Here is a 22,524-nt window from a genome sequence, read left to right on the forward strand (position 1 = left end):
TGTATGAATCTCTTTTTAGGAATTTTGTTGATTATTTTAGCTTTCTTTGGTGGGATGATTGCAGGAATGTTCTTGCTTCGTCGTCAATTTGAAAAAGAATTTGCATCAAACCCACGTTTGAATGTTGAAGCAGTCCGTACGCTTTTAGGTGCCAGCGGCCAACGTCCAAGCGAAGCAAAAGTTCAACAAGTCTATCGCCAAATTGTGAACCAACAAAAATCAGCAATGGCGAAAAACAAGAAAAAATAAGAGTGGGGCAATCTCACGATAATAAATGAGAGGGGCTTGGAGGAATTTCTTAGTCCCTCCTTTTGGAAGGAAGAGATATGGATAACCGACCGATTGGTTTTTTAGATTCTGGAGTAGGTGGCCTGACTGTTGTCCGCGAATTGCTCCGTCAGCTTCCTCACGAAGATGTCGTCTATATTGGAGATTCAGCGCGTGCACCTTATGGTCCTAGACCAGCAGACCAAATTCGCGAGTATACTTGGCAGATGGTGAACTTCCTTCTGACCAAAAATGTCAAGATGATTGTCTTAGCCTGTAATACAGCGACGGCAGTTGTTTGGGAAGAAGTCAAGGAGAAACTTGATATTCCTGTTTTAGGAGTGATTTTGCCCGGAGCTTCTGCAGCCATTAAATCGACGACCCATCAAAAAATTGGGGTCATTGGGACACCGATGACGGTTTCTTCTGGAATTTATAAAGAGAAGATTCAAAGTCTAGCACCAGATATGAAAGTCACCAGTTTAGCTTGTCCCAAGTTTGTTCCTTTAGTGGAATCAAACGAGTTGGCATCCAGTGTGACCAAAAAGGTGGTTTACGAAACCCTAAAACCACTAGTTGGAAAGGTTGATACCTTAGTCTTGGGATGCACCCATTATCCCCTTTTAAAACCGATCATTCAAAATGTGATGGGACCGGATGTCAAATTGATTGATAGTGGGGCAGAGTGTGTTCGGGATATTTCCGTTTTATTAAACTATTTTGAGCTCAATAAGAGTCGCGAACTCTTAGAGCAGACCCACCGCTTTTATACCACTGCAAATGCCAATAGCTTTGCAGCGATTGCCGAAAAATGGCTAGAACGTTCAGTGAATGTGGAGCACATAAATTTATGAGTGACAAACTATTTGAATACAAAGATCCCCAAGATTGGTATATTGCCCAATGGGGAGAAGATGCAGACTACAACCAATTTAGTCAAGTTCCTGCGGAAGCTTCCACTCTGTTAGACCAGCTGGAACTTCTCTTTGCCAAGGATCCTGAAGGATTCCCTCTCAATCTATCGGTGATGCGCTATGGTTCAGCCTTCCGTTTTCTAACCTTTTTGACCGAAATCTTGAATGAAGTCAAGGGAAGAGCTTTTGAGATTGTACAGCGTCAAGGAGCCTTGCTCTTGGTTGAAAAAGGGAAATTGCTCTATTTGCATTTGCCAAGTGATGGGGTGGATTTGGAAGCCTTCTTGGGTCAAGACAAGGTCAAAGATACGATTCTTATTGCGACTCGAAATGAGGGAAAAACCAAAGAATTCCGTAATATGTTTGAAAAGCTGGGCTTTGAAGTGGAAAATCTCAATCAATACCCAGAGCTTCCAGAAGTCGAAGAGACAGGTATGACCTTTGAAGAGAATGCCCGCCTAAAAGCTGAAACCATTGCAGAGCTAACTGGGAAAACAGTCTTAGCGGATGATTCAGGTTTGAAGGTGGATATCTTGGGAGGCTTACCAGGAGTTTGGTCAGCTCGCTTTGCGGGAGTTGGTGCGACAGATGCGGAAAACAATGCGAAATTGTTGCACGAATTGGCCATGGTTTTTGACTTGAAAGATCGCTCAGCTCAGTTCCATACGACCTTGGTGGTTGCAAGACCAGGCAAGGAAAGCCTAGTGGTGGAAGCAGATTGGCCAGGGTATATTAATTTTGAGCCCAAAGGGGAACATGGCTTTGGATATGACCCTCTCTTCTTAGTTGGGGAAACGGGCCGTGCTGCTGCTGAATTAACGCTAGAAGAAAAAAATACACAATCACATCGTGCTTTAGCTGTTAAAAAGTTATTGGAGGTATTTCCATCATGGCAAAGCAAACAATCATCGTTATGAGTGACTCGCATGGAGACCGCTCCATTGTTGAAGCTATTAAAGAAAAATACCTAGGTCAGGTCGATGGGATCTTTCACAATGGGGATTCTGAACTAAAAAGTGATGATCCTGTCTGGGAAGGGATCCACGTTGTCCAAGGAAATATGGATTTTTATGAAGGCTATCCGGAACGCTTGGTGACCCAACTGGGGCCAACACGGATCATCCAGACCCACGGACATCTCTTCCAGATCAATTTTAGTTTTCAAAAATTGGATCTGTGGGCCCAAGAGGAGGAAGCAGATATCTGTCTATACGGCCACCTTCATATTCCAGATGCTTGGAAGGAAGGAAGAACCCTCTTTGTGAATCCTGGATCCATTAGCCAACCTCGTGGTCTGATTCGCGAGTGTTTGTATGCCAAGATAGAGATTACCGATTCGAACTTCAAGGTAGAGTATTATACGCGAGATCATGAATTGTACCCTGAATTGACAAAGGAGTTTAGCAGATGATAGCAAAGGAATTTGAGCGTTTCTTACTGGCGCAGGAAGAGACGTTCTTAACTCCTGCCAAAAATTTAGCGGTCTTGATTGATACCCACAATGTAGACCATGCGGTTTTGCTGTTGAGTCAGATTAGCTATAGTCGCATCCCGGTAGTGACGGATGAACGCAAGTTTGTGGGGACGATCTCCCTAACGGATATTCTATCTTATCAATTGAAACACGAGATTCCTGAGGAGACTTTTGCTTCGATGGATATCGTAGACGTTGCAAAGAAGGAGGTCGGGGTCATCGGCTTAGACTTCAATTTGACAGAAGTCCTTCACAAGTTGGTGGATGACTCCTTCTTATCAGTGGTGGATGAAGAAGGGTATTTCCAAGGGATTATTACGCGGAAATCGATTCTCAAAGCCATCAATTCGCTAATGCATAATTTTTCAAATGAATACGAGATGATTCCAAAATGAAAGAATTTATTGCAAGTTTTATTGATCAAAAAGAACTAAGTGAAAATTCTCAGTCAGCCTATTTCTATGATTTGGACCAATTTATTGAATCAATTCATGGAAAAGTGACACCGACAAATTTGAGAATTTACCAAGCTTCGATTAAAGATTTTAAACCGGCGGTTCAAAAACGAAAATTATCCGCTGTTAACCAATTTTTATATTATTTGTATCAAGAACGCTTTATTTCTGAATACCATCGTTTGGTCTTGCCTAAAATTCAACCGGCCAAAACCCATGATCGTGAATTATTGGATCTGACCCATTTTTGGGAAGAATCAACCAACCCACAGGGACGCTTGATGGCCTTATTGATTCTGGAGATGGGCTTATTGCCAAGTGAGATCCTCCAAGTCAAAGTCGAAGATATTCAGCTGGACTTTCATGTCATTCGAGTGGGCAAAGATGGCCAAAAACGGGTTTTAAAAGTTCCAGATCCTTTACTGGATGAGTTGCAACTCTTCCTCGATGGTGTCTATCTCTTTGATAATAAAGGAAAATCATACTCCCGTCAGTGGGGATTCCGACAATTAGAAGCCTTCTTGATCGAAAAAGGCAACCAAGACCTTTCGGCGCAATCGATTCGTGAGCAGTATATTTTGAAACAACGTGAACTCGGTGTGGATCTCTTTAGTATTTCGCGTGAATTGGGCCTAAAAACCATGGTGACATTAGAAAAATATAAATAATGGATATTAAAATTAAAGATTTTGAAGGGCCTTTGGACCTCTTGCTCCACTTGGTCTCTAAATACCAGATGGATATCTATGAGGTCCCCTTGATTGAGGTGATCGAACAGTATCTGGCTTATCTGGCGACTCTTCAGGCGATGAAACTAGAGGTAGCAGGGGAATACATGCTGATGGCTAGTCAATTAACCCTGATCAAGAGTCGTAGACTTCTTCCTAAGGTCGCAGAGGAGATGGATGAAGCAGAGGATCTAGAGCAGGACCTCCTTTCTCAACTGGAAGAGTACCGTACTTACAAGCAATTAGGAGAGTTGATGGCCTCGCAGCACGAGGAGCGCGCCCTCTATTATTCGAAACCGAAGATGGAATTGGTCTATGACGATACCGAATTACTTCATGATCGCACCACGGTGGATCTCTTCTTGGCTTTCTCAAAACTATTGACCAAGAAAAAAGAAGAATTCCGCCAGAACCATACAACCATTGTCAAGGATGAATACAAGATTGAGGATCTGATGGACCAGCTGCGTCACCGATTCCACGATCGCTCACAAGTTCTCTTACAGGACTTGTTTCTAGAAGCAGCGGATCTCCAAGAGGTCATTACCCTATTTCTTGCAACCCTTGAATTAATCAAGATTCAAGAGGTAACAGTGGTACAGGATAGGGCTTTTGGAGAAATTTACTTAAATAGGATTGAACATGAGCAAATTAGCTGAAATTGAAGCACTCTTATTTGTAGCGGGTGAAGAAGGAATTACTGCCAGACAAATCGCAGATCTTCTCTCTTTACCCCCAACAGGTGTGGTGCAAAGTTTAGAAAAATTGGCCCAAAAATACCAGGAGGATACAGATACGAGTCTCTGTTTGATGGAGACAGCTTCCCGTTATAAATTGGTGACAAAGGCAGACTACGCTTCGGTTTTACGAGACTATTCTAGAACGCCTATGAACCAAAGTTTGTCTCGGGCTGCCCTTGAAACCTTGTCAATCATTGCTTATAAGCAACCGATCACCCGCGTGGAGGTCGATGATATTCGAGGTGTCAATTCCAGTGGTGCTATTACCAAACTACTGTCATTTGATCTGATCCGTGAAGATGGAAAAAAAGAAGTCCTCGGGCGTCCTAATTTGTATGTCACGACGGAGTATTTTTTGGATTATATGGGGATCAATCATTTGGAGGAATTGCCAAAGGTTGAGGAAGTGGACATTGATCCAGAAGAAGGTCAATTATTTTCAGAGAGAACAGAGGAACTAGATGAGAATTAACAAATATATTGCCCATGCAGGCGTGGCTAGTCGTCGCAAGGCCGAAGAACTGATCAAGCAAGGCTTGGTGACGGTCAATGGCCAAGTTGTGCGTGAATTAGCGACCATCATTAAAACCGGTGATCAGGTTGAAGTAGAGGGGACTCCAATCTATAACGAAGAAAAGGTCTATTATCTTTTAAATAAGCCACGTGGTGTCATCTCTAGTGTATCGGATGATAAAGGGCGGACAACAGTCGTTGACCTTTTATCTCAAGTACCAGAGCGTATCTACCCAGTAGGACGTTTGGACTGGGATACATCTGGTGTCTTGATTTTGACCAATGATGGTGATTTTACAGATGAGATGATTCACCCGCGAAATGAAATTGATAAGGTCTATGTGGCGCGTGTCAAAGGGATTGCCAATAAGGAAAACTTGCGTCCCTTGACGCGAGGGGTGACCATTGATGGAAAGAAAACCAAGCCAGCGACTTACGAGATCTTAAAAGTGGATGTCGAAAAGAACCGTTCAGTGGTTCAGTTGACCATTCATGAAGGGCGTAACCACCAGGTTAAAAAGATGTTTGAAGCTGTGGGACTTTTAGTGGATAAACTCTCTCGGACCCAATTTGGAAATTTGGACGTCTCAGGACTACGTCCGGGTGAATACCGTCGCTTGAATAAAAAAGAAATCAGCCAGTTGCACAATCTAGCAGTGACTAAATCTAAAAAAGCATGAAAATAATCCTGATTGCGCTGGTCAGAGGCTATCAAAAATGGATCTCTCCCCTATTTCCGCCTTCTTGTCGCTTTCAACCGACCTGTTCCAATTATATGATCCAAGCGATTGAACGTTTTGGTGTGAAAGGTGTCTTGATGGGGATTGCGAGGATTCTACGTTGCCATCCTGGAACCAAAGCAGGACCGGACCCCTTGCCAGACCATTTTAGTCTGAAGCGAAATGAAGAATCAAAATAGGACGATCGCAAATAAACAGAAACGAGGCTGGGACAAAAGTCCTAGCCTCTCAATTGTTTTTGGATTGTCGAGCAAGACGCAGTGGTTGAGTGGGCTCTACTACGCTGATTTCATCAGCTTTTACAGCCCTACTCAACTGTGCGGAGGTGGGACGACGAAATCGAATTCTAACGAATTACCGATTTCTGTCCCACTCTCGTTGATTTTGTACTAGAGTTGTCTATCAGCGTTTAGACCATGTTTTAGGGAGGAAGAGAAGAATCATTGGATAGATTTCAAGCCGTCCGGCAATCATGGCTAAGGAAAGTAATAGTTTTGAAATCGGACTAAAGATGGAGAAGGTTTGACCTGTTCCAATCATAGGTCCAATGTTGTTGAAACAACTAAAGACAGCACTGACAACCGTCATGAAGTTATTATTGTCTAGACTGACTACAAAGAGTAGGCCGATTGTGATAAAACTGTATATTGTAAAGTACTTGAGGATCTGATGCTGTGTATCCTTATCTAATACCGTATCATTGACATGCAAGGTTAGAACGCGATTCGGAGACAAGGTCGAAAGAACCTGATTTTTTGCGATTCGCCATAAGGTCAAGCACCGAATGACTTTAAGCCCCCCAGCGGTCGATCCAGCAGAACCACCGATGACCATCAGCATCAAGAGGATGAACTGAGAAAAGAGAGGCCATTTTTCCGTCGTTCCATAACCAAAACCGGTGGTGGTGATGATATTGGAAACTTGGAAGAAGGAAATTTCAAAACTCTTAGCGACATTGGCATAGAGATGAAGGACATTGTAAGCGATCAAGACACTGGACACGAGGACGATGGTGATATAGGTCCGCAATTCCTCATCTTTAAAGAAGGCCTTGAATTTTCGGATCATGAGGAAGTAGTAGAGGTTAAAGTTAACCCCGAAGACTAAAACCCCGATACTGACCAAATAGGTGATTAAACTACTATTGTAGTGGGCAATTCCGTCGTTAAAAACGGTAAAGCCCCCGGTCCCAGCCGTCCCCATGGCGATGACAAAACTATCATAAAGGGGCATGCCGGCAAGGAAATAAAGAACCACAAAGAGGAAGAACAAGCCCAAGTACAAGAAGTAGAGGATTTGAGCTGTATTTTTTAATTTGGAAACGACCTTTCCAAAAACTGGACCAGGAACTTCCGCCTTCATGACTTCGAGGTGGCTGTTCTTGTTATTGTCCATAATGGCAAGGGCGAAGACCAATACTCCCATCCCCCCAATCAAGTGGGTGAAACTGCGCCAAAAGAGGAGAGAGTGGCTGAGGACACCCACATCATCTAATATCGTTGCCCCTGTTGTTGTAAAGCCAGAGCTGACTTCAAAGAAGGCGTCGATAATGTTGGGGATTTGTCCCGAAAAGACAAAGGGAAGGGCACCAAAGAAGGACCAGAGGATCCAACAGAGGGCTACAATCAGGACTCCTTCTTTAGCATAGATGTGAAAGTCCTTTGGTTTGTGAAAACTACCAAGGAGCCCCAGCCCAAGTAAGATGGCCATGGTTACCCCAATAGAGACAAAGACCTTGGCCGGTTCCTGATAGATGCCAGCGACCACTAAGGGAACGATCAGGAGTGCTGCCTCGATTAAGAGGAGCTTGGACAAGAGGTAACGAATCATGCTTCTATTCATCAGGCTTACCTCTCAACTAAATCGTAGATTTTAGTGACATTTTGAATCAAGGTGGTTACGATAATCCGATCTCCTACCATCAAACGGTCATCTCCATTAGGGAAAATCGCCTTACCATCTCGAATAATGGCAGCGATCAAGACGCCTTTTTTCAATTTCAATTCAGAGAGGGGATATTGGGTTAGTTTATTGTCTTCCTTAATTTGGAACTGCAAGGTTTCAATTCGGCCGTTTGCGACATGGTGCAAAGCTTCTAGGTTTGAGAACTGTGCATTGTAGCGCCCGCGAATAAAGTGCATAATGGTGTCTACGGCGATGCGTTTTGGCGTAACGATACTGGTCATATCTTGATCGCCAATGATCTCCAACAGACTAGTTCGGTTGACCTTGGTAATGTTCTTTTTGACTCCGACAGAATTCAAGAACATGGAGGTGATGATATTTTCTTCATCGACCCCTGTCAAAGTAGCCACAGCATCGAAGTTATTGGCACTCTCTTCTAAAAGAATGTCTTTAGCAGTTCCGTCTCCATGGACGACATAGAGATCAGGAAATTCCTGACTAAAGAATTCCGCCCGTTCGCGATTGACCTCTAAGACCTTGAGATCGATCTTGCGGCGCACATCTTGAAGAATATTGAGTAGGTAGTAGGCAATTCTCCCAGCGCCAATGATCATCATGCTCTTAATGACCTGAGGGCGAACATTGTTGTGGAAGAGAACGATCTCGATCCGATTACCTGTTACGAAAATTTTGTCTTGAGGTTGCAAGACAAAGTCCCCGTTTGGAATGGTGAGTTCGTTTCCACGCTCGATCGCACAAACAATGACATTTCCATATTTCTTCCGGAATTGGGATAGACTCATATTGCAGAGATTGCTATCTGGCTTGATCTTAAATTCCATCAAGGCTACCCGACCATTGGCAAAATGCTCCACAGAAAGGGCATTTGGGAAGTCAATGATATTGGCAATATAACGTGCTGTCAGCAATTCCGGATTGACAACTAGGGAGAAGCCCAAGATATTTTTTTCCTTGAAGTAGGAATTAGAATATTCCGGATTCCGTACCCGAACGATGGTCTCTTTGGCTCCCATTTTTTTAGCCAAAACAGCAGAGACCATATTCACTTCATCGTACTCGGTCATGGAAATGAAGATGTCGCAGTCTTCAACATCCGCTTGCTCCAAGATCTTGAAGTTTGCCCCATTTCCTAAAATTCCAATGATATCAAATCGTTTGGTAATATGGTTAAGAACGGATTCGTCTTTTTCGATCAAAATAACATCGTGGTTTTCAGCAACGAGAGAACGACAAAGGGCCGTTCCGACCTTTCCTCCACCAACAACAATAATTTTCATAGAATACCTCCAGAGTATGCTTCTATCATACTCTATTTTCAAGAAAAATTCATCTTTTTTAAGGATTTTCTGGTGGAATTGTGAGAAGCTAAGAACAAGTAGGAAAAATCGTCAAAAGAGTAGAACGAGGAGGGATTGAAAACTTTGGTAAAGTTTCTTAAAAAAATCTAAAAAAACTATTGACAGGAGCTTCAAAAGTGTTATACTTAGAAAGTACCTTCGTTGATTTACCTCAAACCTGTTGTGAGTTAAGTTAATGAAGCTGTAACCACGCTGTTTGCTGAGCTTGACTCCGGGCAGTGTGGCTATTTTTTTATCAGAAAGAGATCGAGTATGAATATTGAAGAACTGGACTACCAAGAGTCAGCTGCTCAAAACCACATCGTCTTGTTCCAACCTCAGATTCCACAAAATACGGGAAATATTGCACGGACTTGTGCGGCGACCAATTCCCCCTTGCATATCATACGACCCATGGCTTTTCCGATCGATGATCGCAAAATGAAGCGAGCAGGACTCGATTATTGGGACAAGCTGGATGTCCGTTTTTATGATAGCCTAGAAGAGTTTATGGAAGCAGCGAGCGACGGTCAGGTACACCTAGTGTCCAAGTTTGCAAATCAGACCTATTCGGACGTTTCTTATCAGGATGGGAAGTCCCATTATTTCTTGTTTGGACGCGAAGATAAAGGATTGCCGGAAGAATTTATGCGCCAGCACGAAGAGAAGGCCATTCGCATTCCGATGAATGACGAGCATGTCCGTAGTTTAAATGTCTCCAATACCGTCTGCATGATTGTCTATGAGGCTCTCCGTCAGCAAGGTTTTAAGGGGCTGGAGTTGAGCCATCGTTATGAGCATGACAAGCTCAAATAAAAACGAAAAATTAAAACCCGAACGATGTAATCCATGACGTTACAAAAACTTGCCTAGGCAAGTTTTTTTTGTTATCATAAAAGGGTCTTCAGGGCAGGGTGTAATTCCCGACCGGCGGTGACTTTTACTAGGAAATGTTCTTTTCCATGCTCTAAAAGAAGTCCGCGAGCGCAAGCTGATGTGGTGTGACTCCACAACCGACAGTATAGTCTGGATGGGAGAAGACGAGAGACGAATAGACTGACAGCTATTCTGATCTGTTTAGAGCTGATGCATGGGAATAAAACGTTAGTGGCTGGGACTGACTAACGGCATGTTTCGATGGAGATCAGCTAAAGTAACTAGAATAGTTTCTAGTTTAAGCTTTGTTTAAATAGTTTAGAGTAGAATGATGGGGTAGACGTCTTTCCAGCTTCTCTAATTTTTAAAAAAATTGGAGGAACCTGTTATGACAAATACACGTAAACTGACCCTAGTGGCTGTTTTATCCGCTTTATCTTTTATTTTGATGTTCTATCAATTTTCTTTTTTGATAGATTTCTTCAAAATTGATTTGAGTATTATCGCCATTTTGTTGGCCTTGGTCCTGTTGGATTTTAAAAGTGCCGTTTGGGTGACCTTGATCCGATCTGTCCTTAAATTAGCCCTCAATAATAAGGGGCTTGAAACCTTGATCGGATTACCAATCAATATCATTGGAGTTCTTGTTTTTGTTCTTGCTTTTGCATGGATTTGGAACAAGGAACGGACCCATGGTCGATTTGTCCTGGCAACGATTGTTGGAACGATCAGCTTGAGTATCACGATGGTATTGGTAAACTATGTCTATGCAATCCCTTTATATGCTCGTTTTATGAACTATGATATTTCGAAAACACTAGGGCTTGTCCACTATTTAGCCGCAATGGTTGCACCGTTTAACCTGATCGAAGGGGTGATTTGGGCCATCGCATTTGGGTTGATCTATACCTTATTGCAACCGATTTTGAAAAAATATGAAAAATAAACAACAACATTGGGCGAAGGCAAGCTTCGCCCTTCTCATTTTTGTCATTCTTGGGTATGTGATTCGCTTTTACCCGCAACAATTAACAGGCTTTGATAGCACCATTCAATCTGCTATTCGAGGCGATCTGCCTGCAACACTGACGGTCTTCTTTACCAAGGTGACCCATGTCATGGATACCAAGATCATTGTCATCTGGGTGGGTCTTCTGCTAGCGGTCTTTGCCTATAAGAAATGGTACAGTGAGACCCTCTTCCTTGGAAGCAATCTGGTATTGACTGGTCTTTTGGTTCTTCTTCTAAAGAATATCTACCAGAGACCGAGACCAAGTATTCTTCATCTAGTAGAGGAAAAAGGCTTTTCTTTCCCGAGTGGTCATTCACTGGCGTCTACCCTTGTTTTGGGAAGTTTGATCATCATCATCAGCCAACATGTAAAACATAAAACAGCCCGCTATTGCCTTCAAGGCTTGCTGGTTCTGGGAATCGTGACCATTGTGGTTTCCCGCGTTTATGTCGGGGTCCACTACCCATCAGACGTTCTCGGCAGTATGATTTTGGGTCTTGCTGTCTTACAGTTTGAGTATCCCTTGTATGATCGCTTGCGATTTCAATGGCGCTTTACTGGCAAGCAAAAATAAGTATCTAACAACTAGGAGTCGAACTCGCGTTTTGAGTTCGACTCTTTTTTTGCTATAATGAAGGGTATGAAATCCTACAATACCTTGAATGATTATTATCGAACCTTATTTGGAGAAAAGACCTTTAAAGTCCCAATTGATGCAGGCTTTGATTGTCCTAATCGAGACGGAACAGTCGCCCACGGTGGCTGTACTTTTTGTACGGTCTCGGGTTCAGGAGATGCCATTGTGGCTCCAGAAGCTCCAATCCGAGAACAGTTTTACAAAGAGATTGATTTTATGCATCGGAAATGGCCAGATGTGAAGAAGTATCTGGTCTATTTTCAAAACTTCACCAATACCCACGATAAAGTGGAAGTCATTCGAGAGCGGTATGAACAGGCCATCAATGAACCAGGAGTGGTAGGAATCAACATTGGTACGCGTCCGGATTGTTTACCAGATGAGACCTTGGCCTACCTAGCAGAGCTGACAGAGCGCATGCATGTGACGATTGAGTTGGGCCTTCAGACGACTTATGAAGCGACTTCTGAATTGATCAATCGGGCCCATAGTTATGACCTCTATGTTGAAACAGTCAAGCGGATTCGCCAACAGGTGCCCAAGGCAGAGATCGTCTCCCATTTGATCAATGGCCTTCCTGGGGAGACCCATGAGATGATGGTGGAAAATGTTCGCCGTTGTGTGACCGATAATGAAATTGATGGCATCAAGTTGCACCTCTTGCATTTGATGACCAATACACGGATGCAACGGGACTATCATGAAGGACGACTTCAACTTATGAGCCAGGAGGAGTATGTCAAGGTCATCTGTGACCAGTTGGAGATCATCCCCAAACACATTGTCATCCACCGGATTACAGGGGACGCGCCACGGGATATGTTGATTGGCCCTATGTGGAGCCTCAACAAATGGGAAGTCCTAAACGCCATTGAAACTGAAATGCGTCGCCGTGGAAGTACCCAAGGATGTAAGCTAGAAGAAAAGGAGACTGCCGATGCTTCGACCACTTGAAATGGCCCATCAGTTTTTAGCAGAAGTCATCACCAAAGAAGATGTGGTGGTGGATGCGACCATGGGAAATGGACATGATACGGCCTTTTTAGCCCAACTAGCAGGCCAGGTCTATGCCTTTGATATTCAAGAGCAGGCCCTTGTAAATACCCAAGAAAGATTGGAAAAGTTGGGACTTCAACATGTCCGGTTGATTTTGGATGGCCACCAGCATGTGGACCAATATGTGGAGACCCTCAAAGCAGCTATTTTTAATCTGGGTTATCTACCATCTGCAGATAAATCGGTCATTACTCTTCCAGCTACCACGATTGAAGCGATGGAAAAAATCTGTGCTCGCCTAGAAAAAGGTGGGCGAATGGCTATTATGATCTATTATGGTCATGAGGGAGGAGACATCGAGCGTGATGCAGTGCTGGATTTTGTCAGTCAGCTTCCTCAAAAAGACTATACAGCGACCATCTACCGGACACTGAATCAAGTGAATCAGCCACCGTTTTTGGTCATGATCGAAAAATTAGAAAGCTACCGTCATGGATAAAGAATATTTAAAGAATAAAATCGAAGGATTAAGACATCATTTTGTCGAATCAACCATCCACGAGCGTGCAATAGGTTTTTATGATGAAGCCCATATGACCAAAAAGATGCTCAAAATAAAAAAGAAATTGGTTTCGCTTGAGATGGAACGGTGCCAAAAGAAGATTGAGCACAAGGATGTAACCAAGACAGACCAAAAGATTGCGGAGTTAAAACAGCAATTTGAGACCTGCTGCCAAGAACGCTAGGGAGGGAGTGATATGGAACTACTCCTTTATGCAGTGATCTTTTCGATGATTTTGATCGTCTCAAATGCCACGAATAAACTTGTGCCGAGTCTTCCTCTACCCTTGATTCAAATTTTACTAGGGATTGGCTGGGCTCTCTTTGTGCCAGAAGAAAATTTTCATCTGGATACCGAGCTCTTTCTGGCCTTGGTCATTGGCCCTCTCTTATTTCGAGAAGCAGAAGAAGCAGATATTACTTCTGTTTTAAAGCACTGGCGGGTCATCCTCTATTTGATTTTTCCAGTGATTTTTATCTCAACCATTAGTTTGGGCTGGGCAGCTCACTCTTTGTGGCTGAGCCTTCCATTAGCAGCCTGTATGGCCGTGGGGGCAGCCCTTGGGCCTACAGACTTAGTAGCCTTTGCTTCCCTGTCTGAGCGCTTTAGCTTTCCAAAGCGGGTTTCGAATATCTTAAAAGGCGAAGGATTACTAAATGATGCCTCTGGTCTAGTCGCCTTTCGAGTGGCCTTGGCAGCTCTTGCGACCGGGAGTTTCTCTCTTGGAGAGGCAGGGATTTCCTTAGGAATCTCCATTATTGGAGGATTTGCGGTGGGGATCTTGACGGCCTTTGTGAACCGGTGGCTGCAAACCTTGCTCTTGAGTGTTCGCGCCAGTGATATTGCTAGTGAATTGTTATTAGAACTGAGTCTCCCTTTGTTGACCTTCTTCTTAGCAGAAGAACTCCATGTCTCTGGTATCATTGCAGTAGTTGTGTCAGGAATCCTAAAAGCCAGTCGCTTTAAGCACATTACCCTCCTTGAAGCGCGGGTAGATACTGTGAGTCATACTGTCTGGAATACGGTCAACTTTATCTTAAATGGGTCGGTCTTTGTCATCTTAGGAATGGAATTGGAAATGATTTCCAAGCCCATCTTAAGTAGTCCCATTTACAATAATCTGCTTTTAGTTCTTTCTGTCTTTTTGTTGACAGCCTTGCTCTTTTTGATTCGTTTTGTCATGGTTTACCTCTTTTATTGGTACCGAACTGTTCGATTAAAAAAATCGTTGAGAAATTATCTAAAAGATGCCTTATTGCTGACCTTTTCGGGTGTGAAGGGAACGGTTTCGATTGCGACGATTCTTTTGATTCCAACCAAGATCGAAAAAGAATACCCTATCCTACTCTTTTTAGTGGCAGGAGTTACCCTTGTCAGCTTTATTGCTGGCTTAGTGGTACTTCCAAAATTATCAGAAGACAAGGAAGAAACCAATGACTACCTGATGCAGATCGCGATTTTAAATGATGTCGTCATGGAATTAGAAGCAGACCTAAAGAATAGCAAGCACAAGGGACCCTTGTATGCGGCGATTGATAACTACCATGGTCGCATAGAAAACTTGATTCTGGTCCAAGAAAACAGGCTCATTCAAAAGGACTGGGAACAGTTGAAGCTCCTGATTTTGAGTATTGAAAGTGACGGCTTGGAACAAGCCTATGAAGAAGGGAAGATTCGAGAGCGGGGCTACCGCGTCTACCAACGTTATCTTCGCAATATGGAGCAACGTGTCAATCGCAATCTTTCGTCTCGCTTAACCTATTACCTCTTGGTGTCTTTCCGCCTTTTGCGTTTATTAGTCCATGAGATCTTAACTTTTGGGTCTGGCTTGCGAAACTGGTGGACCCGAGAAGACAGCAAGTTAGAGGCCATTGATTATGACCAGATTGCGGCCCTTTATCTGGCCAATACGGAAATCATCATCGAAAGTTTGGAAGACCTCAAGGGGGTTTATCGGAGCAGTTTGATTTCTTTCCTACAAGAATCTCGTCTGAGAGAGACAGCTATTATTACCAGTGGGGCCTTTGTGGAGCGGGTTATTAATCGCGTGAAACCAAATAATATCGATGAAATGTTGAGAGGCTATTATTTGGAGCGTAAGATTATTTTTGAATATGAAGCGCAACACCTGATTACTGCCAAGCAAGCGCGACGTATGCGACAAAATGTCAATGAATTAGAAAGCTACTCCCTAAGAGAAAGTGCCAATACGCTTCCATACGATTTGATCGAGTATGCACGGAATCGTTGAGATAAGAGTAAAAGAGGCTGGGACAAAAGTCCTAGCCTCTCAATTATTTTTGTATTGTCGAGCAAGACGCAGTGGTTGAGTGGGCTCTACTACGCTGATTTCATCAGCTTTTACAGCCCTACTCAACTGTGCGGAGGTGGGACGACGAAATCGAATTCTAACGAATTACCGATTTCTGTCCCACTCTCTTTTGCTTTATTTACTTTCTTTTCAGTGTGCGATTTCTGGTTTGACAAAGAGTCGCTCGTCACCAAGATCAATAAGGGATACTGGTGCTTCATAAAATTGGCTTAGGACATGGGGAGTTAGGATCTTTTCCTTTGGTCCTTGCTCGACCACTTGGCCATGTTTGAGTAAGAGGACATGGGTCATGTCTGTTGTAATTTCCTCGGCATGGTGGGTGACGTAGATCATGGTAGGTGCGTGATCCAGTTGTTTGATATGATGGATCTGACGGAGGAGCTTTTCTCTGGCAAAGAGATCCAATCCACTAGAAGCTTCGTCAAAAATGATCAGATCTGGCTGGTCCATGAGGCTTCGTGCAATGAGGACCGTCTGCTTTTCTCCCTGGGAGAGCTCCCGGTATTTGCGACCGATCAAAGAGCTAGCTCCAATTGAAGTTAGCATATCCCGTGCCCAGTTTAGTTCTTCCTCCCCGTAAGCAGCATATAAGATACTACTCTTGTATTGACCAGTTAGGACAATTTGTTCTGTCAAAAGATGTTCTGGCAGTCTTTCTGAAATAAAGGAGCTAACGATCCCAATACGCTTACGTAACTCAGGAATACCCCCTTCTCCAAAGCGGGTTCCAAGGACCGTTACCTGGCCAGAACTAGCCCAGTATTCAGACATGAGAAGTTTGAGGAGGGTCGATTTTCCTGCCCCATTGAGGCCTAAAATGGCCCAACATTCATTTTCTTTCACTTGCCAATTAATCTCTTTTAAAAGGGCTTTTCCATTGCGGATCAAATTGACGTCTTGTAGTTCAATCAAATTATTCATAACTTCATCCTTTTGATTAAAATCTCCTTTATTCTATCATAAAATATGGTAGAATAGAAAACAGGAGGTAAGGAATGTTTCGAAATAGTAAATTGTTATTCTGGACATGTGAGATCTTATTATTGACGGTGATTTTCTATATTTGGAAATCAATGGGGACTTTAATTTCTCCATTTGTATCTGTTCTGAATACCATCCTCTTACCATTTTTAATTGCAGGTTTTTTATATTACATTACCAATCCGATTGTTGAATTGTTGGAAAAACATTTAAAAATCAAGCGTGTGTTTGGAATTTTGATCACCTTAGTCCTCTTGTTTGGGATCATTGGCTTAGGGATCTTTTATCTGCTCCCTATCTTGATCAATCAGTTAACCAGCTTGATCAATTCGACTCAAGGACTTTACTGGGAAGTTCAAAGTTTGGTTCGAAAACTCTCGACCAATCCTTTGTTCCAGAATGTGAATATCCAGTCGACGATTCAGCAGTTGAATCTCTCTTATATGGATATCCTACAAAATCTCTTGAATAGTGTGACCAACAGTTTAGGAAGTGTGGTTAACACCATTGTCAATACGGTCTTTATTTTGATCATGACCCCCGTCTTCTTGGTTTATTTCTTGGTCGATGGGAAGAAGTTATTACCGATGTTGGAGCGGACCATTTTACGCAATGACAAACTCCACATTTCAAGCCTCTTGATTAGTTTGAATGAAACGGTCTCTCGCTATATTAGTGGGATTTCGATCGATGCCTTTATCATTGGAACCCTAGCCTACATTGGCTATAGTTTTATTGGATTGAAGTACGCTTTGGTCTTTGCCATTTTTTCTGGATTGGCCAATCTCATTCCATATGTAGGACCAACCATCGGGTTGATTCCGATGATCATCACCTATGCCTTCACAGATATGGATATGATGATCAAAGCAGTCATTTACATGTTGATTATCCAGCAGATTGATGGGAATATTCTTTATCCGCGTATCGTTGGAGGCGTGATGAAGGTTCACCCGATTACCATTATGGTTCTCTTATTGCTCTCAAGTAATATCTACGGCATTATCGGGATGGTCGTTGCGATTCCAGTTTATTCGATTGGAAAAGAAATTGTAAAATTCTTGGTGAATCTTTATGATAACCACCGTGCTGCTAAGGAGCAGAAGAAAAAAGAAGAATTTGGTATCATTAATAAATCATAGACTCTAGCGCCTATATGGGCCTTGGAGTCTTTTTTGTACAGTTTTTTGAAAAAATGCTGGAAAAAAGTCAACAAGTGCTATGAAATGTGTTAAAATATAAGTGATTTTGAAAGAAAATATGAAAAGGTAGGAAAAGATGAGACTGCTCTTATCGAAAAAACAGAGACGCCAATTGCAATTATTGGAAATCTTGATTAAGGAAAAAAGATGGTTCCACTTGAAAGAGTTGGCCAAGCGTTTGGATTGTACAGAACGTTCGTTAAAAGAAGATTTGTCTAATCTTCGTAGTACATTTGATGACTTTTTAATTGAATCGTCCACCAATGGGATCAAGATCAGTTATGAGGATTCGGTTGGACTAGAAGTGATCTATCATCACTTTTTTAAAGAATCACAAGCCTTCGCCTTGATTGAATATCTTTTCTTCAACAAGGATGTTTCCAATGAATATATTTGCAGAAAGTTTGATTTGAGTTACCAATCTTTCTACCGCTTGATTCGGACGATTAATCAGAAGCTTCAAACCAAATACAATGTAAAGATTGATTTGAAACCCTTGAATCTTGTCGGGGATGAGATTGACGTTCGTTTCTTTTATGCCCAATATTTTGCGGAACGTTATTACTACATGGAGTGGCCTTTCCCAGAATTTAAGGAAGAGGCGGTGACCGATTTGATCACCTTCTTCTTCAAGCTCTATGGCTATCCATTGACCTTCTCTGTCCTCAGGTCTTATAAAGTTCTCTTGACAGTCTACTTGTCACGGATTAAGCAAGGTTACTTCATCGACATGCCAACGAACTATGATGTGTATAAGGACCAGTATCAAGGGGTGACCAATGTCGAGGAGATGTTGCGCTACTTTAGCTTGCAGTTGGGTGTCGAGTTGAATGAAAAAGTGCTGGAACAGTTCTTTATTATCTTTATTCAAGAGAATTTCTATTTCAGTCCAGAAAGCTTGATCGAAGCTGCAGAAACGGATCCTTATGCCAAAGAATCGACTAGACTCATCAAAGATATGTTCAAGGATCTATGCTATACCTATGATTTAGACATTGAAAATCTTGATGAGATGTTGATGCATGTCCATAACACGTCTCATCTCGATCGGAAGGAATTATTCTCTGAGTTTCTCTTGTTTGATACCAAGACCAATACCAACGAAGATTTCATGAGCATCTTCCCAGCCTTCTATGATGATTTGAAGGAGCATATCATCACTTATATGAAGACCATGAAGCATGATCTGAATGATGAGATCATCAAGCACATGATCTATACGGTCTATACTCACTGGGAACGTCTCTTACCGCAGTTATTGCGCCGTCGGAAGTCCATTAAGGTCTTGATTATCAGTCGTTTTGACGATCACCATGCCAAATCCATGATCGATTTCCTTGATTTCTACTGTACGGATAACTTTGAATTTACGCAGATGATCAAGTACAATCTGACAGTAGATGATATTGAAGCTTCGGATGCAGATGTGGTGGTGGCCAACTTTATGATGCCTGAATTAAAGAAAAAACCATTTATTTGTACAAGTAGTCTCTCATCGCTTGAGCTGGTTGAAAAACTCAATGCCTTCTTTTATGATTTTACCAGTGCAGAACACTAAAGACAAAGCCTTCTTAGAAACTTTCCTTAGGTGAGTACGGACGTCAGCGAACTTCGAAGAAGTTCCATGACTAATTAAGATACAAAGGGCGTTCGCGGATAAAGTCAAAATAGGAAGTTTGACGCAGAATCTTTAGATTCTAGGAAAACTTATCTTTTTGACACGATCCGTAGCCCGTGTTCAATTCATTTTGGACCCCTTCGCTTTTTAATTTTTTAGGCTCAGGCTAAAACAGTTTCCCAAACTGTTTTACTCCCAAAACTCCCGAGTGCTAGAAACAATCGTGTTTCTAGCACTTTTCTCACGGCGAAAAGTTTCAGTGTAGGTTTGAATGAAACTGATTATATAGATTGTTTTAAGTTTTCAGCGTCACTTAGGTTATTTTATGTGAAAAAAACAATATGTTTACATTCTAAAATCAGGACTTGTTCCTGATTTTTTGATGGTAAAAAAAGAAAATTTTATAGAAGAATGCAGGCTCTCCTATTTTGTGGTATAATATACAATATTATATACTGGAGGAAATTATCCATGGAAGACCCTGGCAGTCAGGAAATTTTACTGGAAGTTATTTTATTGATTGTTTTGACATTATTGAACGCCTTTTTCTCGGCGACTGAAATGTCAATGGTATCGTTGAATCGCTCTCGTGTAGTGCAAAAAGCTGAAGAAGGAGATAAAAAATACATTCGTCTTCTTAGCGTATTGGAACAACCGAACCATTTCTTATCCACTATTCAGGTGGGGATCACCTTGATTACCATCTTATCTGGGGCGAGTCTTGCAGAAAGTCTCGGTCATGTCATTGCTGGATGGATGGGCAATACTAAAACGGCTCTTGCAACTGGAAGCTTTTTATCTCTAGCATTTTTGACTTATATTTCGATCGTATTTGGTGAACTCTATCCGAAACGAATCGCTATGAACTTGAAAGATGAGTTGGCTGTTCGAACAGCTCCGATTGTGATTCTATTAGGAAAAATTGTCAGCCCCTTTGTTTGGTTGCTTTCAGCATCGACCAACCTTTTGAGCCGTATCACGCCAATGGAATTCGATGATCCGGATGAAAAGATGACGCGGGATGAAATCGAGTATATGCTGACCAATAGTGAAGCAACACTAGATGCGGACGAGATTGAGATGCTCCAAGGGATCTTTTCATTAGATGAAATGGTAGCGCGTGAAGTCATGGTGCCACGGACAGATGCCTTCATGGTTGATATCAATGATGATACCAAAGAAATTATTGAAAGTATCCTTAAGCAAAACTTTTCACGGATTCCTGTCTATGATGATGACAAGGACAATGTCATCGGCCTCATCCATACCAAACGTCTCTTGAACGAAGGATTTATCAATGGCTTTGATAATATTGTCTTAAGAAAGATTTTACAAGAACCTTTGTTTGTTCCAGAAACCATTTTTGTGGATGATCTTTTGAAGGAATTGCGTAATACGCAAAATCAAATGGCCATTCTACTCGATGAATATGGTGGGATGTCTGGATTGGTTACCCTCGAAGACTTGTTGGAAGAAATCGTCGGTGAAATTGACGATGAGACTGACAAAGCTGAAATTGATGTTTTTGAAATTGGGGATAATACTTATGTCGTGCAAGGAGCTATGTCACTAAACGACTTTAATGAATACTTTGGCGTTGAGTTGGAAAGTGATGATGTGGATACTATTGCAGGGTATTATTTGACTGAAGTTGGGCGGATTCCATCCTTGAAAGAACGCCTCAGCTGTGAAGTCGATAGTCAAAAGAAACACTTGATCTTGACGAATGACAAGGTGAAAAACGGTCGTGTGACCAAGGTGAAGGTTGAAATTTCTGAAATCGTCGAAGAAGATGAAGAAACCAAATCAAAAGAAGATTAGAAAATAGAGGCCTGGACGTGTTCTAGCCTCTGTTTTTTTCTTGTCAGGGCTAGTTGAATTTTCAAAAAATTTGAAAAATTTCTGAAATAATCTTGACAGCCAAAAAAAATTAAGGTAAGATAATACCCATAAATAAAGAAAGCAGAAAATAAACATGAAGCAACAAGCTATTTCAACTCAAAAATTTTACTTTAGCTACTTTAGATAGTGTTTGTAGACATGATCTCATGGATGCAAACAACCCAAGCAATTTGTTTGTATCTATGTGGCTAAGATTTTTGATGATGGTCCATAGAGCTAGTATCTAAATGGACCGAGGTTTTGTAACTTGTTGGAGAATTTCAGCATCCGTTTAGAGAATCATCTAAGCGGATTTTTTGTTTATTTTGCAGAAAAGGAGTTTTAAATGAAAGTAGTCAAAAAATTACTGGCACCAGTTTTGGTCGTAGGCCTTTTGTTAACATCATTGGTGACCTTACACCATCTGAAGGATGCAAAAAAAGACAATGTCTTTCGGATTGGGATTTCCCAGTACATCACCCATAAGTCACTCGATGCGACACGGAAAGGCTTTATCGATGAGTTGAAGAAAGAGGGATATGTGGATGGGAAAAATATCCAGATTGATTTCCAAAATGCTCAAGGAGAGCAACGAAATCTGAAAAACATTTCCAAACAATTGGCGGAGAAAAGTGATCTAGTCTTTGCGATTGCAACCCCTTCGGCTCAAAGTTTGGCTAATACGACTAAAACAACGCCGGTTGTCTTCTCAGCTGTGACCGATCCATTGGCAGCGAAATTGGTGAAAAACTTGAAAGAGCCTGGTGGCAATATCACAGGGACAAGTGACCAGTCAGAAGATGCGATCTCTACACAGGTAGACATGATTAAGCAAGTGCTTCCAACGGCGAAAACAGTTGGGATCCTCTATACGCAAAGTGAGCCTAACTCCGTCGTCCAAAAAGATAATGCGAAGAAGATCCTTGAAGCTAAAGGCTATCAAGTGGTTGAAAAAACAATTCTCGATAGTAACAATGTGAAAGCTGCAGCAGACAGTATCATGTCAGAAGCAGATATCGTCTTTGTTCCGACAGACAATATTATCTCTTCTACAATGGAAACTGTAAAACAGGTATCGATTAGTCATAAGGTGCCAGTTTTTGGAGGTTCTGCTGAAATGGTGGCTACTGGTGGCTTGTACAACTTTGGTACTGATTATGAGGAATTGGGAAGACAAGCTGCTCGGATGGCCATTCGCATCATGAAGGGTGAGAAACCCGGCAAAGTCGCAGTTGAAACACCTGAAAAATTAGAATTGCACACCAATAAAGAGATGGCTAAAGAGCTTGGAATTGATATTAGCTCGTTGAAGGTAGAAAAATAGGAGGTTTGA

The 22,524-nt window shown here is 42.1% G+C and carries 24 protein-coding genes and 1 riboswitch; of the genes, 21 read left to right on the forward strand and 3 right to left on the reverse strand.

Going from position 1 to position 22,524, the window contains the following annotated elements; translation table 11 throughout:
* The first annotated feature begins 3 nt into the window (after positions 1-3).
* The 10 genes from SM123_RS03025 to yidD all read left to right on the forward strand — a co-directional run bounded on the left by SM123_RS03025 (position 4) and on the right by yidD (position 6,010).
* A complete protein-coding gene (locus SM123_RS03025; protein ID WP_003013425.1) occupies positions 4-249 on the forward strand; it encodes a YneF family protein in 246 nt (81 codons plus the stop codon).
* Between the two features lie 77 nt (positions 250-326).
* Positions 327-1,121, forward strand: a complete 795-nt coding sequence (gene racE / locus SM123_RS03030; RefSeq protein WP_320909798.1) for a glutamate racemase — start codon at positions 327-329, stop codon at positions 1,119-1,121.
* Positions 1,118-2,098 (forward strand): nucleoside-triphosphate diphosphatase, encoded by a 981-nt coding sequence (locus SM123_RS03035; RefSeq protein WP_049488452.1) that lies wholly within the window; start codon positions 1,118-1,120, stop codon positions 2,096-2,098. Before racE ends, SM123_RS03035 begins: the two co-directional genes overlap by 4 nt.
* Positions 2,071-2,592, forward strand: a complete 522-nt coding sequence (locus tag SM123_RS03040) for a metallophosphoesterase (protein WP_254732877.1) — start codon at positions 2,071-2,073, stop codon at positions 2,590-2,592. The genes SM123_RS03035 and SM123_RS03040 overlap by 28 nt, the downstream gene beginning before the upstream one ends.
* Positions 2,589-3,050, forward strand: coding sequence for a cyclic-di-AMP-binding protein CbpB (gene cbpB / locus SM123_RS03045; RefSeq protein ID WP_003008353.1), 462 nt, complete (start codon positions 2,589-2,591; stop codon positions 3,048-3,050). Before SM123_RS03040 ends, cbpB begins: the two co-directional genes overlap by 4 nt.
* On the forward strand, positions 3,047-3,778 hold the full coding sequence (gene xerD / locus SM123_RS03050; RefSeq protein WP_320909799.1) for a site-specific tyrosine recombinase XerD: 732 nt from the start codon (positions 3,047-3,049) through the stop codon (positions 3,776-3,778). The genes cbpB and xerD overlap by 4 nt, the downstream gene beginning before the upstream one ends.
* Positions 3,778-4,497, forward strand: a complete 720-nt coding sequence (locus tag SM123_RS03055) for a segregation/condensation protein A (protein WP_024055478.1) — start codon at positions 3,778-3,780, stop codon at positions 4,495-4,497. The genes xerD and SM123_RS03055 overlap by 1 nt, the downstream gene beginning before the upstream one ends.
* Complete coding sequence (scpB, locus tag SM123_RS03060; RefSeq protein ID WP_003017403.1) at positions 4,481-5,050, forward strand: SMC-Scp complex subunit ScpB; 570 nt, start codon at positions 4,481-4,483, stop codon at positions 5,048-5,050. The genes SM123_RS03055 and scpB overlap by 17 nt, the downstream gene beginning before the upstream one ends.
* Positions 5,040-5,771: a pseudouridine synthase gene (locus tag SM123_RS03065; RefSeq protein ID WP_003005375.1), complete on the forward strand. Its 732-nt coding sequence runs from the start codon at positions 5,040-5,042 to the stop codon at positions 5,769-5,771. Before scpB ends, SM123_RS03065 begins: the two co-directional genes overlap by 11 nt.
* Positions 5,768-6,010: a membrane protein insertion efficiency factor YidD gene (gene yidD, locus SM123_RS03070; protein ID WP_037617183.1), complete on the forward strand. Its 243-nt coding sequence runs from the start codon at positions 5,768-5,770 to the stop codon at positions 6,008-6,010. Before SM123_RS03065 ends, yidD begins: the two co-directional genes overlap by 4 nt.
* Before the next feature lie 223 nt (positions 6,011-6,233).
* Here yidD and SM123_RS03075 read toward each other — a convergent pair whose 3' ends face one another.
* A complete protein-coding gene (locus tag SM123_RS03075; protein WP_320909800.1) occupies positions 6,234-7,673 on the reverse strand; it encodes a TrkH family potassium uptake protein in 1,440 nt (479 codons plus the stop codon).
* 5 nt (positions 7,674-7,678) lie between these two features.
* Positions 7,679-9,034, reverse strand: coding sequence for a Trk system potassium transporter TrkA (gene trkA / locus SM123_RS03080; protein ID WP_320909801.1), 1,356 nt, complete (start codon positions 9,032-9,034; stop codon positions 7,679-7,681).
* 333 nt (positions 9,035-9,367) lie between these two features.
* Between trkA and SM123_RS03085 the strand changes: the two genes are divergently transcribed.
* From SM123_RS03085 to SM123_RS03115, 7 genes are all read left to right on the forward strand, one after another.
* Complete coding sequence (locus tag SM123_RS03085; RefSeq protein ID WP_024055209.1) at positions 9,368-9,910, forward strand: tRNA (cytidine(34)-2'-O)-methyltransferase; 543 nt, start codon at positions 9,368-9,370, stop codon at positions 9,908-9,910.
* Between the two features lie 80 nt (positions 9,911-9,990).
* Positions 9,991-10,140, forward strand: a riboswitch (FMN riboswitch).
* Positions 10,141-10,358: 218 nt separating this feature from the next.
* Entirely contained in the window at positions 10,359-10,916 is a 558-nt protein-coding gene (locus tag SM123_RS03090) for an ECF transporter S component (RefSeq protein WP_003005658.1), read from the forward strand.
* On the forward strand, positions 10,906-11,556 hold the full coding sequence (locus SM123_RS03095; protein WP_320909802.1) for a phosphatase PAP2 family protein: 651 nt from the start codon (positions 10,906-10,908) through the stop codon (positions 11,554-11,556). The genes SM123_RS03090 and SM123_RS03095 overlap by 11 nt, the downstream gene beginning before the upstream one ends.
* A 57-nt stretch (positions 11,557-11,613) precedes the next feature.
* Entirely contained in the window at positions 11,614-12,573 is a 960-nt protein-coding gene (locus SM123_RS03100; RefSeq protein WP_151378672.1) for a tRNA modification radical SAM protein MnmL/YtqA, read from the forward strand.
* A complete protein-coding gene (locus SM123_RS03105; protein WP_003013293.1) occupies positions 12,557-13,114 on the forward strand; it encodes a tRNA 5-(aminomethyl)-2-thiouridylate-methyltransferase MnmM in 558 nt (185 codons plus the stop codon). The genes SM123_RS03100 and SM123_RS03105 overlap by 17 nt, the downstream gene beginning before the upstream one ends.
* On the forward strand, positions 13,107-13,361 hold the full coding sequence (locus SM123_RS03110; RefSeq protein WP_023918874.1) for a hypothetical protein: 255 nt from the start codon (positions 13,107-13,109) through the stop codon (positions 13,359-13,361). The genes SM123_RS03105 and SM123_RS03110 overlap by 8 nt, the downstream gene beginning before the upstream one ends.
* Positions 13,362-13,373: 12 nt before the next feature.
* Positions 13,374-15,428, forward strand: coding sequence for a cation:proton antiporter (locus SM123_RS03115; protein ID WP_320909803.1), 2,055 nt, complete (start codon positions 13,374-13,376; stop codon positions 15,426-15,428).
* 210 nt (positions 15,429-15,638) lie between these two features.
* Here the strand turns inward: SM123_RS03115 and SM123_RS03120 are convergent, their stop codons facing one another.
* Positions 15,639-16,430: an ABC transporter ATP-binding protein gene (locus SM123_RS03120; RefSeq protein WP_024054785.1), complete on the reverse strand. Its 792-nt coding sequence runs from the start codon at positions 16,428-16,430 to the stop codon at positions 15,639-15,641.
* Between the two features lie 74 nt (positions 16,431-16,504).
* Here SM123_RS03120 and SM123_RS03125 point away from each other — a divergent pair, with 74 nt between their 5' ends.
* The 4 genes from SM123_RS03125 (at position 16,505) to SM123_RS03140 (ending at position 22,515) form a co-directional block, all read left to right on the forward strand.
* Positions 16,505-17,632, forward strand: coding sequence for an AI-2E family transporter (locus SM123_RS03125; protein WP_003008322.1), 1,128 nt, complete (start codon positions 16,505-16,507; stop codon positions 17,630-17,632).
* A gap of 136 nt (positions 17,633-17,768) precedes the next feature.
* A complete protein-coding gene (locus SM123_RS03130) occupies positions 17,769-19,250 on the forward strand; it encodes an AcpB/EbpR/MafR family transcriptional regulator (protein ID WP_049471761.1) in 1,482 nt (493 codons plus the stop codon).
* Between the two features lie 531 nt (positions 19,251-19,781).
* Positions 19,782-21,131 (forward strand): hemolysin family protein, encoded by a 1,350-nt coding sequence (locus SM123_RS03135; protein WP_118227907.1) that lies wholly within the window; start codon positions 19,782-19,784, stop codon positions 21,129-21,131.
* A 406-nt stretch (positions 21,132-21,537) separates the two neighbouring features.
* Entirely contained in the window at positions 21,538-22,515 is a 978-nt protein-coding gene (locus tag SM123_RS03140) for an ABC transporter substrate-binding protein (protein WP_070588756.1), read from the forward strand.
* The last annotated feature ends 9 nt before the right edge of the window (positions 22,516-22,524 follow it).

Source organism: Streptococcus sp. S5 (genome assembly GCF_034134805.1).
Taxonomy (GTDB): Bacteria; Bacillota; Bacilli; order Lactobacillales; family Streptococcaceae; genus Streptococcus; species Streptococcus lingualis.

Bases quoted from the DNA above. Each gene is read 5' to 3' on its own strand.
- SM123_RS03025 (WP_003013425.1), top strand. From the start codon at position 4: ATGAATCTCTTTTTAGGAATTTTGTTGATTATTTTAGCTTTCTTTGGT.
- racE (WP_320909798.1), top strand. From the start codon at position 327: ATGGATAACCGACCGATTGGTTTTTTAGATTCTGGAGTAGGTGGCCTG.
- SM123_RS03035 (WP_049488452.1), top strand. From the start codon at position 1,118: ATGAGTGACAAACTATTTGAATACAAAGATCCCCAAGATTGGTATATT.
- SM123_RS03040 (WP_254732877.1), top strand. From the start codon at position 2,071: ATGGCAAAGCAAACAATCATCGTTATGAGTGACTCGCATGGAGACCGC.
- cbpB (WP_003008353.1), top strand. From the start codon at position 2,589: ATGATAGCAAAGGAATTTGAGCGTTTCTTACTGGCGCAGGAAGAGACG.
- xerD (WP_320909799.1), top strand. From the start codon at position 3,047: ATGAAAGAATTTATTGCAAGTTTTATTGATCAAAAAGAACTAAGTGAA.
- SM123_RS03055 (WP_024055478.1), top strand. From the start codon at position 3,778: ATGGATATTAAAATTAAAGATTTTGAAGGGCCTTTGGACCTCTTGCTC.
- scpB (WP_003017403.1), top strand. From the start codon at position 4,481: ATGAGCAAATTAGCTGAAATTGAAGCACTCTTATTTGTAGCGGGTGAA.
- SM123_RS03065 (WP_003005375.1), top strand. From the start codon at position 5,040: ATGAGAATTAACAAATATATTGCCCATGCAGGCGTGGCTAGTCGTCGC.
- yidD (WP_037617183.1), top strand. From the start codon at position 5,768: ATGAAAATAATCCTGATTGCGCTGGTCAGAGGCTATCAAAAATGGATC.
- SM123_RS03075 (WP_320909800.1), bottom strand. From the start codon at position 7,673: ATGAATAGAAGCATGATTCGTTACCTCTTGTCCAAGCTCCTCTTAATC.
- trkA (WP_320909801.1), bottom strand. From the start codon at position 9,034: ATGAAAATTATTGTTGTTGGTGGAGGAAAGGTCGGAACGGCCCTTTGT.
- SM123_RS03085 (WP_024055209.1), top strand. From the start codon at position 9,368: ATGAATATTGAAGAACTGGACTACCAAGAGTCAGCTGCTCAAAACCAC.
- SM123_RS03090 (WP_003005658.1), top strand. From the start codon at position 10,359: ATGACAAATACACGTAAACTGACCCTAGTGGCTGTTTTATCCGCTTTA.
- SM123_RS03095 (WP_320909802.1), top strand. From the start codon at position 10,906: ATGAAAAATAAACAACAACATTGGGCGAAGGCAAGCTTCGCCCTTCTC.
- SM123_RS03100 (WP_151378672.1), top strand. From the start codon at position 11,614: ATGAAGGGTATGAAATCCTACAATACCTTGAATGATTATTATCGAACC.
- SM123_RS03105 (WP_003013293.1), top strand. From the start codon at position 12,557: ATGCTTCGACCACTTGAAATGGCCCATCAGTTTTTAGCAGAAGTCATC.
- SM123_RS03110 (WP_023918874.1), top strand. From the start codon at position 13,107: ATGGATAAAGAATATTTAAAGAATAAAATCGAAGGATTAAGACATCAT.
- SM123_RS03115 (WP_320909803.1), top strand. From the start codon at position 13,374: ATGGAACTACTCCTTTATGCAGTGATCTTTTCGATGATTTTGATCGTC.
- SM123_RS03120 (WP_024054785.1), bottom strand. From the start codon at position 16,430: ATGAATAATTTGATTGAACTACAAGACGTCAATTTGATCCGCAATGGA.
- SM123_RS03125 (WP_003008322.1), top strand. From the start codon at position 16,505: ATGTTTCGAAATAGTAAATTGTTATTCTGGACATGTGAGATCTTATTA.
- SM123_RS03130 (WP_049471761.1), top strand. From the start codon at position 17,769: ATGAGACTGCTCTTATCGAAAAAACAGAGACGCCAATTGCAATTATTG.
- SM123_RS03135 (WP_118227907.1), top strand. From the start codon at position 19,782: ATGGAAGACCCTGGCAGTCAGGAAATTTTACTGGAAGTTATTTTATTG.
- SM123_RS03140 (WP_070588756.1), top strand. From the start codon at position 21,538: ATGAAAGTAGTCAAAAAATTACTGGCACCAGTTTTGGTCGTAGGCCTT.